Source organism: Zymobacter sp. IVIA_12111.31 C1 (assembly GCF_047495495.1).
Classification (GTDB): Bacteria; Pseudomonadota; Gammaproteobacteria; order Pseudomonadales; family Halomonadaceae; genus Zymobacter.
Window position 1 is genome coordinate 2930126 of sequence record NZ_CP179930.1, and the last position, 14911, is coordinate 2945036.

Annotated in this window: 14 protein-coding genes; 3 read left to right on the top strand and 11 right to left on the bottom strand. The window is 59.1% G+C overall.

From position 1 onward, the window contains the following. Window positions 1-143: 143 nt before the first annotated feature. Both ACMHYW_RS13050 and ACMHYW_RS13055 read left to right on the top strand, forming a co-directional pair. Window positions 144-599 carry a macro domain-containing protein gene (locus tag ACMHYW_RS13050; RefSeq protein WP_414500297.1) on the top strand — a complete coding sequence of 152 codons (456 nt, stop codon included), beginning with the start codon at window positions 144-146 and terminating at the stop codon, window positions 597-599. Between the two features lie 81 nt (window positions 600-680). Then, complete coding sequence (locus tag ACMHYW_RS13055) at window positions 681-1487, top strand: nucleotidyltransferase domain-containing protein (protein ID WP_414500298.1); 807 nt, start codon at window positions 681-683, stop codon at window positions 1485-1487. A gap of 41 nt (window positions 1488-1528) precedes the next feature. On the opposite strand, the gene ACMHYW_RS13060 is transcribed toward ACMHYW_RS13055, so the two are convergent. The 11 genes from ACMHYW_RS13060 to ACMHYW_RS13110 form a co-directional block, all read right to left on the bottom strand. After that, complete coding sequence (locus ACMHYW_RS13060; protein WP_414500299.1) at window positions 1529-2299, bottom strand: alpha/beta fold hydrolase; 771 nt, start codon at window positions 2297-2299, stop codon at window positions 1529-1531. Between the two features lie 187 nt (window positions 2300-2486). Beyond that, window positions 2487-3272: a phytochelatin synthase family protein gene (locus ACMHYW_RS13065; protein ID WP_414500300.1), complete on the bottom strand. Its 786-nt coding sequence runs from the start codon at window positions 3270-3272 to the stop codon at window positions 2487-2489. A 123-nt stretch (window positions 3273-3395) separates the two neighbouring features. Then, a complete protein-coding gene (locus ACMHYW_RS13070; protein ID WP_414500301.1) occupies window positions 3396-4121 on the bottom strand; it encodes a response regulator in 726 nt (241 codons plus the stop codon). Further along, on the bottom strand, window positions 4102-6753 hold the full coding sequence (locus ACMHYW_RS13075) for an ATP-binding protein (protein WP_414500302.1): 2652 nt from the start codon (window positions 6751-6753) through the stop codon (window positions 4102-4104). The genes ACMHYW_RS13070 and ACMHYW_RS13075 overlap by 20 nt, the downstream gene beginning before the upstream one ends. Before the next feature lie 20 nt (window positions 6754-6773). Then, a complete protein-coding gene (locus tag ACMHYW_RS13080; RefSeq protein ID WP_414500303.1) occupies window positions 6774-8153 on the bottom strand; it encodes an MFS transporter in 1380 nt (459 codons plus the stop codon). 123 nt (window positions 8154-8276) lie between these two features. After that, window positions 8277-8924, bottom strand: a complete 648-nt coding sequence (locus tag ACMHYW_RS13085) for a YitT family protein (protein ID WP_414500304.1) — start codon at window positions 8922-8924, stop codon at window positions 8277-8279. A 118-nt stretch (window positions 8925-9042) separates the two neighbouring features. Further along, window positions 9043-9855, bottom strand: coding sequence for a hypothetical protein (locus tag ACMHYW_RS13090; protein ID WP_414500305.1), 813 nt, complete (start codon window positions 9853-9855; stop codon window positions 9043-9045). A gap of 201 nt (window positions 9856-10056) precedes the next feature. Further along, on the bottom strand, window positions 10057-10491 hold the full coding sequence (aroQ, locus tag ACMHYW_RS13095; protein WP_027704308.1) for a type II 3-dehydroquinate dehydratase: 435 nt from the start codon (window positions 10489-10491) through the stop codon (window positions 10057-10059). Window positions 10492-10634: 143 nt separating this feature from the next. Beyond that, on the bottom strand, window positions 10635-11234 hold the full coding sequence (locus ACMHYW_RS13100) for an HAD family hydrolase (RefSeq protein ID WP_414500306.1): 600 nt from the start codon (window positions 11232-11234) through the stop codon (window positions 10635-10637). A 36-nt stretch (window positions 11235-11270) separates the two neighbouring features. Then, entirely contained in the window at window positions 11271-12275 is a 1005-nt protein-coding gene (locus ACMHYW_RS13105) for an isocitrate dehydrogenase (RefSeq protein WP_414500307.1), read from the bottom strand. 282 nt (window positions 12276-12557) lie between these two features. Further along, window positions 12558-13892: a PLP-dependent aminotransferase family protein gene (locus tag ACMHYW_RS13110; RefSeq protein WP_414500308.1), complete on the bottom strand. Its 1335-nt coding sequence runs from the start codon at window positions 13890-13892 to the stop codon at window positions 12558-12560. A 94-nt stretch (window positions 13893-13986) separates the two neighbouring features. Here ACMHYW_RS13110 and ACMHYW_RS13115 point away from each other — a divergent pair, with 94 nt between their 5' ends. Further along, window positions 13987-14877 carry a DMT family transporter gene (locus ACMHYW_RS13115; protein ID WP_414500309.1) on the top strand — a complete coding sequence of 297 codons (891 nt, stop codon included), beginning with the start codon at window positions 13987-13989 and terminating at the stop codon, window positions 14875-14877. Window positions 14878-14911: the final 34 nt, after the last annotated feature.

Genomic DNA, 14911 nt, shown 5'->3' on the forward strand with positions numbered 1-14911 from the left:
ATTTTTGCCGTCACGAACAATCTTCTGATCAGCTCATTCAAGCCGCTTTCTCCTCGGGGAAAGCGGCTTTTGTGTATTTATGGGCAGAGCCATTTCGACTTGCTTGTACAATGGCGAACTTTTCACGAGGGATGAGGGCTTTCATGATTACCTATACCCAAGGCAATCTACTGGAGGCTAACGTCGATGCACTGGTCAACGCCGTCAACACGGTCGGCGTGATGGGTAAAGGCATCGCGCTAGCCTTCAAGCAATGCTTTCCCGACAACATGGAGGCCTATGCCAAAGCGTGCAAAGCAGGCGAGCTAGAGCCGGGCAGAATGTTCATTACGGCAACACATGCCGAATCTGGCCCACAGTGGATCATTAACTTCCCGACCAAGCGCCACTGGCGCGGCAAGTCCCAAATGGCATGGATTGAGGAAGGGCTGACCGATCTTAAACGCGTGATCGAGCAACATCACATCCAGTCGATCGCTATTCCTGCATTAGGTGCAGGCAATGGGGGATTGCCTTGGGATGAAGTGAAAGCGTTAATCGAACTACAACTGCAAAGACTGGAGGCGGTCGATATTCATATTTATGAGCCATTTGAATAAAAGCGTTGCTATCACCCGTATTTATCATTCGTGTCAACGATAAAGCGTGAAGAAAGCGCGCTTACCTGCAGGGGGGAAACCATGAAACTGAACATTCACGGTGTCGATGACACCATGCGCCAGCGCGTCAACGAGACGCTCGATAGCATCGAACGCGAGCACGATGTCAAAGTGCTGTTTGCCTGTGAATCAGGCAGCCGCGGCTGGGGGTTTGCTTCTCCCGACAGCGATTACGATGTACGCTTTCTGTATGTGCACCGGCCGGAGTGGTATCTGAAAGTCGAGCCGCAGCGCGATGTGATCGAACGTCCGATCAGCGATGAATTGGATATTAGCGGCTGGGAATGGCGCAAGGCGCTGAGGCTACTGAAGCGCGCCAACCCAACGCTGATTGAGTGGCAAGATTCCCCGATCATCTACCGTGAAGACACCCTGTGGATGAATCGGCTTCGCCAGACACTGCCACAGTTCTTCTCGCCACTGAAGGCGCGCTACCACTACCTGTCGATGGCGCAACGCAACTTCAAGGAGCACTTGCAAGGCGATAGCATCCGGCTGAAGAAATACTTTTACGTATTGCGCCCATTACTGGCCGTGAAGTGGATAGATGAAGGGAAAGGCATTCCCCCCATGCCGTTCGGCAAGCTGCTGGCGGGATCGACCCTGCCTGCTGCGGCATACAGCGAGCTGGAAGCCCTGCTCGACACCAAGCAGCAGGCGGGTGAGAGCCACTACGGCCCCTGCTGCGAACAACTGCATGCGTTCATTGCCCGCGAGCTTGATGCCGCCGCCATGCGTACGGATATCGACCCAGCCGCTTATACGGAAACAGAGGCATTGGATCAACTGTTGTTCGAGACGGTGATGGCGCAGTCCAAGCCCCGATAAGCGAGGCATTGATCAACGCAGTGCCTCTAACGCGCGAGACCTTATGCTAAAAACTCGCTGACCGCCCTGGTGACCAGCTCAGAGGCTTCTTCATGAACAGAGTGCCCGCAGAAAGGGACGTTTAAGAAGTGACCCTCTTTAAGCTGGTCCACCAAAGCCGCCGTATGCGCCAGCGATACCAAGGGATCGTCGTCACCGCGTACGACCAGCACCTCTTCGTTGATACCTTGCACGCGGTTGCCAGGATAACCGTCGCCACTGTCGTCAAGCCACATGGCGCTCAGATGCGACAGTAACCGATCGAAGTCCGGCTCACGGTTAAGCCGCTCATACTGATCGACCAATTGAGGAAGGTGCTGGCGCCAGAATTCAGGCGACACATCGGCATACAGCTCAGCGACAGCCGTATCCTCTGCAATCGTCCAGTGCGTCCCGATAACAACGATTCTGTTCAACAGACACGCACGGGCAGCGGCCATGCGCAGCGCCACAATGCCGCCATCGCTATGGCCGATGACATGACACGATGTAATACCTAGCGCCGCTAGAAGTGATTCGACATCCTGCTGAAGCAAAGCATAGGACAGCGGCGCACTGCCCAGCGTAGAGCGTCCGTGGCCACGGGTGTCCAGCCCGATACAACGATAGCATTCGCCCAATACCTCAACCATGGCATTGAAAGAACTCATGTCACAGGTGCCGCCATGCAGAAACAGCAGAGGAAACCCTTGAGGATTGCCCTTCTGCTCGTAGTAGAGCTGTGCCCCATGTGCAGCATCGTGAAAGGCACCGTCCTGATGGGTAAAGGCCATGGTCATTTGTCCATATGAAGGGAAAACGTCAAACAACGTCGTACGCGCACTGGTCGAACACTATGATCAAACGGATACGGCAACCAAGCGGCTTGTACCGTTGAAAAGGCTGTATTGGCCTGCCTAGCGCGGTCAAATCTCGGAGGCCCGTAAGGGAAGGCATGAGTGCGCCTTCCCTATCCTGCGCTCATTTCACCACGATAAATCCGCGATACATGCCGCTATCGCCATCGACGGTGTTCAGCGATTTCAACAGTTCGTCGCTATCGACCCAGACCCACGTAAAGGTGGTGTTCGAGACATCCATCATCAAGAACGAGTCACTTCTGGCGTCATATGCGCCCAGCGGTGAGAAGTGGCCACCCCCTTTCTGGCCCAGTGCCGGGCGGTAAATATTGGCGATCACGAAGGTGTCGGGAGCCGCCAGTGCGTCGATCAGGGCCTGCTTGGCCTTAGTTCTGGCTTCACCCGTCAGCGAGCTGACGTAGTACGGCTGGGCATCAAGCTGGAAGTGTTTCAACAGAGCCACTTCCTCAGCCAGTCCAAGGCCGTAGTGCGAGGGGCCGCCTTCAGTGGACGGTTTACCGAAGATTTCCTGTCGAGGCTTGGGCAGGTGATCCAGCACGACGTTCTGCGTATAGCGGTTCCAGAACGGGCTCCAACCTTCCTTGTGCGGCAGATACTGTTGCTCCTCCGGCGTGATCACAGAGGTGTCGAGCGGAATGTTCGCGCCGTCCTTGCCGGCACGCAGGGCGTTCAGCACGATCACCGCACTGGCAACGCCACAGTCCACTTTGTTGACTTGGCCTTCGAACTGCGGCGCAAGGGTGAACAGGTCCTGCTTGTTAGTGGACTGGCTCAGGCGATTGACCCCTTCGGGGGTAGCCCAGTCCAGCGGCGTAGCCCACGCTGTGCCCGTCAGCAGCATCAGTGAGGCGGTGAACGCGGTCGTTGTTCTTGTCATCCAAGACATAGCGGCTCCTTTATTCGAGTATCGTAATGGCCGTTGAAAACTACAAAACTACAAAGGCGGGTCATCTCTGCGTGCGGGACCAGCGGTCAGACATCATGTCCGCACGCATCAGCAGCGTCATTATCAACGCTGAGGAATGAAGCGTAGCCCAACCCCCGGTTCGGTAATGATATACCGCGGTGACGAGGCGTTGTCGCACAGTTTACTTCTGAGCTTATTCACCAGGATGCGCAGGTAATGGGCGTCGTCCTGATGCGTGGGTCCCCATATCTCGCGCAGCAGCTGGGTCTGGGTCACGATGCCCCCCGGCTGGCGCACCAGAAAGGCCAGCAGTGCGAACTCCTTTGGGGTGAGGGCGATGGGATCATCGTTTAGCGCCACTTCGTGGCGCATCAGATCAATGCGCAAATGACCGTCGTCATACAAGGGCTGCTGAAGGTCCTCGGGCTGGCTACGGTTGCGCAGGAAAGCGCGGATACGTGCCATCAGTTCCTCGATGCCGAACGGCTTGGTCACGTAGTCGTTGGCCCCAGTGTCCAGCAGCGCCACCTTCTGGTGCTCGTCGGCGCGAACGGTCAGCACAATAACCGTGACGTCCGACCACAGCCGGATCGCCTTCAGCACGTCGCGGCCATCCTGATCGGGCAGCCCCAGATCCAGAATGACCAGATCGGCCCCTTCTTCTGCTAGGCATCGCTGCCCTTCTTCCCCCGTGGCAGCCAGCAAGGTCTGATACCCCTGAGCACGCAGACTGATGTCGAGAAAACGCCGTATCTGCGGTTCATCGTCGATGACCAGAATCCGGGCGGGGGGTAACGTCAGTGAAGGGTCATGAATGCTCTTCGACATGGGTCTCCTCCTGCCGCGTCGATGCTCGCCACGGCAACTCCATTCTTATTGTAGTACCGATGCCTTGTGGCCCCGGCAGCGCTTCGACCTGCCCATCGTGGGCCTTGATGATGCCCTGCACGATGGTCAACCCCAATCCCGTGCCGTGATGGCCACGGTCCCCTCGTTCGACGCTGTAGAACATGTCGAAGACACGATGACGTTCATGGGCAGGAATGCCGGGACCCGCATCAGAAACGTCGATCCGCAGCCAGTCCTGCTCGGTCCGCGAGACCTGCACGTCAATCGGGGCATTGGGCGAAAACTTGGCCGCGTTCTCCATTACGTTGAAGATCGCCTGCTCCAGCAGCGCAAGATGCACCTGCACGGGCGGCAGGCGCTCAGGCATCTGGATCGCCACACGCGCATGCGGCACATAGCGGTTCAGACGTCGCACGGCCGAGCTGATCAGTTCGTCGATCCCGATCCAGTCCCAGGTCAGGGTGAGCCCCGGCTGCCCGAGGCGCGTCATGTCCAGCAGGTTCTGGATATAGCGATCCAACCGTTCGCCTTCGATCTTTATCGTTTCGAGCAGGCTAGTGCGGTCATCGTCGTTCATCGCGTGCCCATAATGCAGCAGGCTGTCCGAGGCACCAATCATGGACGACAAGGGGGAACGCAGGTCGTGTGAGACCGATGATAGCAGCGCAGCGCGCAGTCGTTCAGTCTCGGAGCTGACGCGCGCGGCTTCTAGGTCCTCAACCAGCCGCGTGCGCAGTGCGGCCTGACCGATATCCATCACCATTCCTTCCGCAAGGCGACGTTGCTCGAACGTCAGCGAACGCACCTTATCGGGAAATTTCAGTGCGATGACCCCCAATACCGTTCGATCGGAAGCCACGGGCAGGCACCACCAGCGGCTCTGCGCCAATGTATCGGTAAAGCGACCGCTGGGCTGGCCGTGCTGGTGCGTCCACTCTGCCGCCTCTCGACCGCGCGCACTCAAAGGGTCATCGGGCCCCGGCGGATAGCGCTCTTCACCAATCGACATCCAAACCTCGACCTTGAGCGTGCCTTGCAGCACCTGCGCACTGGCCGAGATAACCTGTCCTAGGTCGGCAGCCTGCGCCAGCTGACGCCCCAGCAACTGCATGGCAACCGCATGCGCATTGGCCGCGTGCAGCGCCACCACCTGAGAACGCAGCCGTGACGCTAGCCGTCCTGCGATCAGGGCCGTAGCCAGAAACATCGCGACGGTCGTGATGCCACGGGGGCTACCGATATAGAACGTGGCGCGCGGTTCGATCGACAGGAAGTTGTAGGCCAGAAAGCACACTAGCGCCATCATCAGCGCCACGGCCATGCGCGTGCGCGATGCTACCAGCAGCACGGCCAGAATGAAGATCATCGAGATGTCGGCCAGATTGAGCAGGTGCTCACCGGCCAAAGCGGCGGCCACGGCGGCCAGCGTGCCACCGATCAACAGCGCAGGCTCGCGCAGCGTCCAGCGCGGCGGCATCGACGGTGGCAAGGGACGCGGCTCTTCGCGCCCTCGAGGCAGGCTGGCAATGGTCAGTTCGTAGCGTGCGCCGTGCAACAGCAATTGTTGCGTCAGGCTACGGGTCAGCAGCTTCGCCAGAGGACGGCGGCGCGTGCGACCAATCACGATGGTACGGGCATTGCGCGCATCCGCGGCGTTCAGCAATGTCGCTGCAATATCGGCACCGTGCAGCACCGTCGTGCTGCCCCCCAAACTGCGGGCTAGTGCAAAGGCACGGTCGATCTCGAGCTGGCGCGCCTGTCGGGCCCGTCGATGCCACTGAAAACGACGGCGCGTGCCTTTGTAGGTGCTTTCTGCCGCCGACTTCACAGTCACCACCGACCATGGTACACCGCGCCGTTCGGCAATACGGCAGCCCGCGCGCACCAGATAGTCCGACTGCCCCCGCCCGTCGATAGCGACCATCACATGGCGCTGAATGGCACTGCTGGCCTTGGCCTCGCTGCGACGCTCACGTAGGTCGGCATCTACATGCTCAGCCACGGTCTGCATCGCCAGCTCACGCAGCGCCATCAGATGAGACGGTTTGAAGAAAGCACGCACCTGCGAGGCATTCGGTTCGGGCAGACTGACCTTGCCCTGACTCAGGCGCTCGATCAGTTCACGCGCGGGCAGATCGACGAGGCGAATATCGTGCAGGCGGTCGAACAGTGCATCAGGCACGGTATCGCTGATGCGTATGCCCGTGATCTGCTCGACCACGTCGTTGAGGCTTTCCAGATGGTGCACGTTGACGGTGGTCAGTACGTCAATGCCAGCCTCCAGCAGCTCTTCGATATCCTGCCAGCGGTGTTCGTGGCGCGAGCCCATGGGGTTGCGGTGAGCAAGGTCATCGACCAGCGCTATTTCAGGACGCCGTGCCAGAATGCCATCCAGATCCAGTTCGGCCGCATCCCAGCCGTCACGTTCATGGTGCGGCAGTGCGGCCAGCAGCTCCTCCAGCGCCTTACTGCCGTGCGTATTGACGGCCGCCACCACGACATCGGCGTTGCGGTGCAACAACTCGTGCGCACGGGTCAGCATTGCATGCGTCTTCCCCACGCCCGGCGCGGCCCCCAGCAAGACCGTCAATCGTCCCGTTCGCACACTCATGTCGCGCTGCTCCCTTCCCCTCATGCCTTGATCCAGCGCCAAGCCAACAACAGCACAATCAAGGACGCCAGTGAAATCAGCAGCATGCCCGCGCGTGCCCCCCAGATCGCCCACTCACCGCTAATGGTGCCCAGCCCACCCAACAGTGCCATCCCGAACGCCATGCCGATCTGTCGGGAAGTATGGTAGATGCCGGAGGCCAACCCGCCACCGAAGGCTTTGTCCTGACAGGAGGTTGCGACCACATTGAGGGTCGGCGAATACAGCATCAGCCCACCGCCCATCAGGGTCAGACCGATTACGATCAGCGGCCAACTGTCACGGCCACTCAGAAACGCCATCAGCAGGCTGCCGCACAGGGCAATACTGCTACCGATCAGCATGCGGCCCCGCGCACTCAGATGCAGGCGCGGGTTCACCCACAGCGACACGATCACCAGCATCAGCGTGAAGGGGAACGCCAGCAGACTGGCGTCCAGCGCATCCATATGCCATGCCTTCTGCGAAAACAGCGCTACCAGAAACAGGATGCCGTACCCCGCAAACTGAAACGCCATGCCGCTCAGCGAGGCGGCAGTAAAGAGACCGTTGCGAAAGATCGTCAGCGGCAGCATCGGATGGCGCACGCGCCGTTCAATCATGACGAATACAACCGCTCCCAGCGCTCCCAGCACCAATGCACCCAGTACACGAGGATGCAGCCACGGCAGCGAGCTGCTTTCGATCAGTCCGCCGACGAAAACACACAGCGACAGCATCGCGACCAGCGTGCCCGCCAGATCCATAGGCCGCCGATACGGTGGAAAATGCGGCAGATGACGAAATGCCAGCCATGCACCGAACAGGCCGACCGGCACGTTCAGCCAGAAGATCGACCGCCACCCGACCAGCTGAGTCAGCACGCCGCCCATGAACGGCCCAAGCACCATCGCAACGGATGCCACGATGGAGATGGTATTGACGGCCTGAATGCGGGCAGCGCGTTCAGGAAAGAGCTGCCCCATCAGCGACAGCGTCATCGGTAGAATGCCGGCGGCGGCAATACCCTGTGCAGTGCGCGCGGCAATCAGTGCCCCCGATGACTGCCCCAACGCACACCACATCGACGTTGCGGCAAACCCCAGTAGCGCACCGGTAAACAGCCGCCCTTGCCCCCAGCGATCCCCGAGCACACCTGCCAGCAACAGCAAGCCCGCCAGCGGCAGCGTGTAGGCCGTCACAATCCATTGCAGCTGGGTCGAGGTCGCCATCAGCTCTCGTTGAATAGCGGGCAGCGCCTGATTCAGTGCACTGCCGTCCAGCGTAATCATGGACAGTCCGATCGCCACGGCAATCAGCGCGCCACGCTGCTGCGACGATAAAGTGGGGTCTTCCTCTCTCTGGGGCACGGCATGTGACATGAAACGCTCCTGGTCCATAAGGGGGGTCATTACGCATGCTACCACGCGTATCGTTCGCACAGGCCAGATACGACAAAGGCGCCTGAAGGCGCCTTTGATAGCATCATGATGACAAGAATGCGTTTAGCTGAATGCGATATACCGCTTGTTACTGAAGTTCATCAGCAGCACTAGATTGAGCAGCACAGCCCCAATCACGGAATACAGCACGGCATCCCACGGCAACAAAGTGAACGCGACGGCCATCAGGCACAGGTCGATGATCATCTGGAGCAGCCCAGCGCGAATGCCGAACTGCTTCTGACAGAACAGCGCCAGAATATTGATGCCCCCAAGGCTGAAGCCATGCCGGAACAGAATCAGAAAGCCGACCCCCATCAATAACCCGCCCATCACGCTGGCGTAGAGTGGGTGCATCTGCATGCCCTGCAACGGTTCAATGTGATGACCGAACACCGTGAGCTTGCCGGACAGCACATTCGACACGCAAGACAGCATCGCTACGGCAATGAAGGTGCGCACGGTGAACCGCCACCCCATTCTCATGAACGACAGCACATAGAAAGGCAGGTTGATGATGAAGAAACAGGAACCGAACGACCACGGAGAGACGTAGCTGATCAGAAAGGCCATGCCTGCCGTGCTGCCAGTCAGGAAATGCTGGAACAGGTAGCACTGCACGCCAAAGGAGATCAACAGGATACCGATGACCAGCGCCAGCGCATCCTCGAGAGGATGGTGGCGAGGCCGCGGGTCAGACGTATCCATCATGGCAATATCCTCTTGATTTGAACAGGGATCCACAGCATACCCCTGCCATCATGCAGGGACTATGCCTCTCAGCCTGTTCGCCTCGTCCAGCATGCACATGAATGAAGCCGTTCAGCCCTTATTCGTCACCGTCGATGGCATCTTCGCTCAGCAGGGCACCCGTCGCACGACTCAGGTTCTCGCTGGGTGCGCCATCGCGCAGGAGCTGTGCAACATGACGCGACAGCGTGCCGGACTGAGCCAATTCAGACGGATCGACCAGACGCTTCTGGGTACGGTCGAACAGCAGGTACTGGGTTTCGCTCACATCACGAGCGGCGCGGTGCAGTGTGCCATTGACGGACAGTACAGCCACTTGCGCATCGGCACGCAGCACATCGGCGGACAGCTCGACGAACCCTTCGGAGTAGGAATCGGTCAGGTAGCGTTCGACGCTGGCTTCAACGGTATAGCTAGCGCTAGAGACAGCAGGCTGGATCAGCTGCGGCTGGGTCAAGCCGGTCAGAACAGCTCCCAGCTGGCGCTCAATCGCACCGGTCAACTCCTGATCCTGCGGGAAGCGTGGGTATTCGACACTGACTTCGGCACAGCGCTCGTTATTCTCACAGTTGCTGGCCTGACGCATCCACTTGATCGGCTCGGAGGTCAAAGCAGCCACGGCAACAGGCGCTGCGGGAGGCGGTACAACAACCGGCGCAACAACGGGAGCCGCTACCGGCGCAGGCTGCACACGCTGTGCGACAGGAGCAGCTGGCTGAGGCTGGATCGCCCAGTCATTAGCACGGAAACTCGGCACGGGCGTAGGCAGCGGCGGCAGCCACGGGTCGAGACGCTTGTTGGAGGAAGCAACGTTATCGACCAGCGACGACTGCGCACAGCCGGCCAGCATGGCCGCGATCGTAACAGGGACAAGGCAAAAAGATAGACGCATGGCTAGGGCACTCGTGTTCAGCCCTCTTCCGGACGGGCGGACATCGGGAGGGCGCAGTCAGACTAAATGGCCACGGCTGTGGCCATAAGATTTCTGTAAGGCGCAACCGGCTGAAATAACAGAAAAGATGCTGACAAATCACCAGATAATGACGCGATCTTCGCTGATAATGCCGATTAATCCTTGCCCTGACCCTATCGGCTAGTCGCCCAGTACCTTTAATAGATAATCAAGCGATGCCAGATAGCCGAATGTCCCCATACCAGCGACTACAGCGTCAGCGCGCACTGACAAGTAAGAATGATGGCGAAACGCTTCACGGCGATGGACGTTAGAGATATGCAGCTCGACCACCTTTCCTTCGAACGCATTCAGCGCATCGAGAATGGCTACCGACGTATGGGTATAAGCTCCAGCATTGATGATGATGCCGTCGAACTGGCCGCGTGCGTCCTGGATCAGATCGACCAGCGTGCCTTCATGGTTAGACTGCTGGCAGACCACCGTTGCGCGCCCTGCCGCGTGAGCGATGACGCTTTGTTCGACATCAGCCAGCGTTTCGTGGCCGTAGATATGCGGTTCGCGCTTGCCCAGCAGATTCAGGTTGGGGCCGTTGAGGACGAGAATGCTGTTCATTGAGGGTCCTTGTCGTTCATGAATCAGGCGCGGTTCAAGCGCCCACGTATCGAAATCATCCTGCAGAAAAGCGACTGGCACCGCCCGAAACGGACAGTGCCAGCACTATTCCACCTGACAGATCATGCGCTAGGCGGTCACCATCATGCACGACTGCCCAACCGTGCGATCAGTGCATCCGCTGTCGTGACGCTTAGATCCGCCAGCGCCTGCGCTTCTTCGTCATCAGAGTGCATCAGGACCGTATAGGCTCCCGCTGCGCGCCCAGTCATCACGTCGATAATGCTGTCACCGACCATAACCAGCGATGACGGAGCAACCTGCCACTGCGAAGCCAGACGGTTCAGACCATCGGGATCGGGCTTCGGCTCAGCATCGTCTCGCCCCAACAGCGTTTCATCAGGGAAGAAGTCGGAAAGTCCGGCACGCTCCAGCGTCAGGCGCGCCAGTGGCGCCATATTGCGGGTCAGCAGTCCCAGCGTGACGCCCTGATCCAGCAGCTGCGATAGCAGGTCGTGGATGCCCTCTGCGGGCTGGGCCTGCTCGGCCAGTTCGTACTCGTACTGGCGCAGCCACTGGAAATGGCGCTCGGCTTCATCGCGAGGCAGGGCATTCAGGTAATCGAGAATATCGATTCCTGCCGGGACGCTCATCGTGCGCCGCATCAGGTCGAAATCGTGGATGGCCCGCGTCAGGGTGCCGTCCATGTCGAAGACCCAATGTCGAGCTGTCAGTCGGGACATCTGTCACTCCGAAGTCAGGAAAGAAAGCGGTGCCGCTCAGCAGCGACGCGCGACGGCCTCCGCGAAGGACATCGTGCTACCCTTGCCCCCCAGATCAGGGGTCAGATTATCGCGCGCTTCGAGCGTTTCACGGATCGCCCGACGCAGCGTAGCGGCCTTATCGGTTTTGCCAAGGTGATCAAGCATCTGGGCGGCCCCCAGCATCAGCGCACACGGGTTGGCCTTGCCCTGCCCCGCGATGTCCGGCGCAGAGCCGTGCACGGCCTCAAAGATGGCCTCGCGCTGGCCAATGTTGGCCCCCGGTGCCATGCCCAGCCCACCGACCAGACCCGCACACAGATCGGACAGGATATCGCCGAACAGGTTGGTGGTCACGATGACATCGAACTGCTCGGGCTTCATGACCAGCTGCATACAGGTGTTATCGACGATCAGCTCGTTGGTTTCGATCTCGGGATACTCAGCGGCCACCTGCCGTGCCGTCTCAAGGAACAGCCCTGAAGCCTGTTTGATGATGTTGGCCTTGTGCACGATAGTGACCTTACGACGCCCCGTACTCTTCGCCATGTCATAGGCATAGCGCGCAATGCGTTCGCTGCCCTTGCGGGTGACGCAGATATCGCCGTGGGCTTCTTCACCGTCGTCGGACAGCGTCTGCCCTTCGCTGCGATAGGCCCCTTCGGTATTCTCGCGCACCACGATCAGGTCCAGATCGCTATAGCGGGCCTGCGTATTGGGAAAGCTAATGGCCGGGCGCACATTGGCATAAAGATCGAAGTGACGGCGCAGCGCCACATTGATGGAAGAGAAACCACCGCCAATAGGCGTCATCAGCGGACTCTTAAGCGCCACGCGCAGCCGCGCGATCGTATCCAGCGTGGCCTGCGGCAGCAGCTCACCGGTCTTCTCATACGCGCTCATCCCTGCCTCGACGAACTCATACTCCAGATCGGCTTTCAGCACGTCCAGTACATGCAACGTAGCCTCCATGATTTCCGGGCCGATACCATCACCGCGAATAACTGCAATTCTATCTGTCATTGTTATTGAATCCTGTCATTCGTCCCGCACGCTGGGCACGGGGCAGTCGATCGTTGCGAAAGACACGGTCGCAAAGCACGGTGCCTTTCCTGCTGTCGTTATTGCACTATTTGTTATTGCGCGAGGCCGTTCGCCCACCGCTTTCGTCCATGCGAAAGGATAGGCGGCCACAGCCATCACGTTGCGTCTTGCGACACTTCAGCCTAACCCTAATCTAGGCGGTGGAGAATCACACTTAAGCCCACCCACCGCTCCCCTTTATCTGCCTAACAGGCTGCAAAATCAACGGAACCGCTCCAGCTCGATCGCCGCTTTCACCCTCGACAGCGCCTCGCGCAGAGTCTCGATCGAAACCGACCCCAGTGCCACACGTATCGCCTGAGGGACGCTCGACGTCGTACAGAACGGCTCGGCCGTCGACACCGAAACATCATGCGCCATCAGCCCTTTCACAACCCGATCCGCTCGCGTTTCGTCAGATAGAGGCAACCACAGGAAGTAGGACGCCGGATGAGCAATGCACGGCATTGCCCCTAGCACCTCTCTGGCGACGGCCTGCCGCTGCCGCGCATCCTGTCGCTTGAGTGTTTCAAGCCGCGCCACCGTGCCCTCCTGAATCCACCCACAGACCAAGGCAGACATCAACGAAGGCGTGTTCCAAGCCGTCGCTCTTATCGCTCGTTCCAACGCGGGCTGGTATTGAGCAGGACAGACGACGGCCCCCACGCGCAGTCCCGTCGCCACGTTCTTGGAAAACCCCATGACATAGACCGTTCGCTCAGGGGCATACACGGCAAGAGGAGGAGCAGGATCATCCACCAGAAAGACATAAGAACCATCTTCGATGATAAGCAGATCATGCTGTCGCGCGATGTCCGCGAGGGTCTGCCGCTGATCATGGCTGAGCACCCAGCCAAGCGGATTATGCAGAGTGGGGATGGCATACAGTGCCCGCACATGCCGTGTCGCACAGATGGTGCGCAACGCTTCCAAATCCGGGCCGTCCGCGCCATAGGGCAGTGCGATCAGTTCGAGATGGTAGAGGGCAGCCAGCGCCTTAAATCCCGGGTAGGTCAGCGTATCCACGACGACGACATCCCCGGCATTCAGTAGGCCCATTACTGTCACGGCAAGCCCGTGCTGGGCACCGTTCACGATCAACAGATGATCGGCAGAGGGTCTGAAAGGCCCGTTCGTCAGATAAGACGCCATGATCTCCCGTTCGGACATCTTGCCGGCATGGGGTTGATAGCGCAGATAGGAGTCGATGTCTCCTGCCATCGCAAGCTGGCGCAGTGATTCACGCAGCAGCTCGCCCTGTTCAGGCAGCGAGGGATAGTTGAAATTCAGATCCAGCATGTCCGTCGCGATGACGTGCTGGTCGATACCATGGCCTGCAGGCAGTGATATCTCCTTGACGAAGGTACCCCGCCCGACCTCTCCACTGACAAGGCCCATCTCTTCCAGCTCTGCATATACACGCGTCGCCGTGGCCAGCGAAACATGCTCCTGAGCCGATAGCTGGCGATGTGTTGGCAGCCGAGTGCCTGCCGCCAGAGCTCCCGATCGGATCTCATCGGCGTATCGGTCCACGATGGCTTTATATCGAGCTTTCATGAAATGTATCCATGACAATAATTTGATTGTCCTATGTCTTGAAGACTAGCATCGCAGTATCAAGCGATTCAAGCCATCACACTGCGAGGCAGGCATGACAAATCCAATAGTGCATAAGGCTGAGCCGAGTTCACCGTCCGGGTGGATCAACGGACTGCTGGGGGTGATCATCTTCAGTGGCTCCCTACCGGCCACTCGAGTTGCCGTACTCGACATGAGTCCTTTCTTCCTGACGTTCCTGCGAGCCTCGATTGCCGGAGTGCTGGCCCTGATACTGATTCTTGGCTTCCGCCAAAAGCGCCCACAGCTTTCACAGGTCGTCCCACTGCTCATCGTTTCACTCGGCGTCATCATCGGATTCCCGCTGCTGACGGCCATGGCCCTGCAATACGTCAGTTCTGCTCATTCCATCGTCTTTCTTGGCCTGCTACCGCTGACGACGGCTATTTTCGGCGTACTGCGTGGTGGCGAACGTCCGCGAGCAGCCTTCTGGGCATTCTCTTTGCTAGGCAGCCTGCTGGTTGCCGGATTCGCCCTATCGCAGAGCGCTGCCATCTCTCCCATTGGCGATCTGCTGATGCTGGCATCAGTGATTGTCTGCGGTCTGGGCTATGCCGAAGGAGCAAAACTGACGCGATCTCTGGGCGGCTGGCAAGTCATCAGTTGGGCACTCATTATCTCGCTACCCGTCATGCTAGTCGCAACGCTGATTACGCTGCCGACCTCCTTCGACACCATCCGTACACCGGCCTGGCTAGCACTGGGTTATGTATCGCTCTTCAGCATGCTCATCGGATTCATATTCTGGTACAAGGGGCTCGCGATCGGAGGCATTGCCGCCGTCGGCCAGCTACAGCTGCTGCAGCCGTTCCTAGGACTGGGACTCTCCGCTACGCTGCTTCACGAAACCGTCAGCCCCTTGATGATCGCCATAACAGTCGGCGTCATCTTCTGTGTCGTTGGATCACGCCGGTTTGCCCGCTGACCGCAGCGTCACCACCGACACGAACACACCAATG

What these genes read in the sequence shown, in the direction of transcription:
- ACMHYW_RS13085 (WP_414500304.1), bottom strand. Translation starts at nt 8,924, where the DNA reads ATGATGGATACGTCTGACCCGCGGCCTCGCCACCATCCTCTCGAGGAT.
- ACMHYW_RS13090 (WP_414500305.1), bottom strand. Translation starts at nt 9,855, where the DNA reads ATGCGTCTATCTTTTTGCCTTGTCCCTGTTACGATCGCGGCCATGCTG.
- ACMHYW_RS13110 (WP_414500308.1), bottom strand. Translation starts at nt 13,892, where the DNA reads ATGAAAGCTCGATATAAAGCCATCGTGGACCGATACGCCGATGAGATC.
- ACMHYW_RS13075 (WP_414500302.1), bottom strand. Translation starts at nt 6,753, where the DNA reads ATGAGTGTGCGAACGGGACGATTGACGGTCTTGCTGGGGGCCGCGCCG.
- aroQ (WP_027704308.1), bottom strand. Translation starts at nt 10,491, where the DNA reads ATGAACAGCATTCTCGTCCTCAACGGCCCCAACCTGAATCTGCTGGGC.
- ACMHYW_RS13065 (WP_414500300.1), bottom strand. Translation starts at nt 3,272, where the DNA reads ATGTCTTGGATGACAAGAACAACGACCGCGTTCACCGCCTCACTGATG.
- ACMHYW_RS13055 (WP_414500298.1), top strand. Translation starts at nt 681, where the DNA reads ATGAAACTGAACATTCACGGTGTCGATGACACCATGCGCCAGCGCGTC.
- ACMHYW_RS13100 (WP_414500306.1), bottom strand. Translation starts at nt 11,234, where the DNA reads ATGTCCCGACTGACAGCTCGACATTGGGTCTTCGACATGGACGGCACC.
- ACMHYW_RS13105 (WP_414500307.1), bottom strand. Translation starts at nt 12,275, where the DNA reads ATGACAGATAGAATTGCAGTTATTCGCGGTGATGGTATCGGCCCGGAA.
- ACMHYW_RS13115 (WP_414500309.1), top strand. Translation starts at nt 13,987, where the DNA reads ATGACAAATCCAATAGTGCATAAGGCTGAGCCGAGTTCACCGTCCGGG.
- ACMHYW_RS13080 (WP_414500303.1), bottom strand. Translation starts at nt 8,153, where the DNA reads ATGTCACATGCCGTGCCCCAGAGAGAGGAAGACCCCACTTTATCGTCG.
- ACMHYW_RS13070 (WP_414500301.1), bottom strand. Translation starts at nt 4,121, where the DNA reads ATGTCGAAGAGCATTCATGACCCTTCACTGACGTTACCCCCCGCCCGG.
- ACMHYW_RS13060 (WP_414500299.1), bottom strand. Translation starts at nt 2,299, where the DNA reads ATGGCCTTTACCCATCAGGACGGTGCCTTTCACGATGCTGCACATGGG.
- ACMHYW_RS13050 (WP_414500297.1), top strand. Translation starts at nt 144, where the DNA reads ATGATTACCTATACCCAAGGCAATCTACTGGAGGCTAACGTCGATGCA.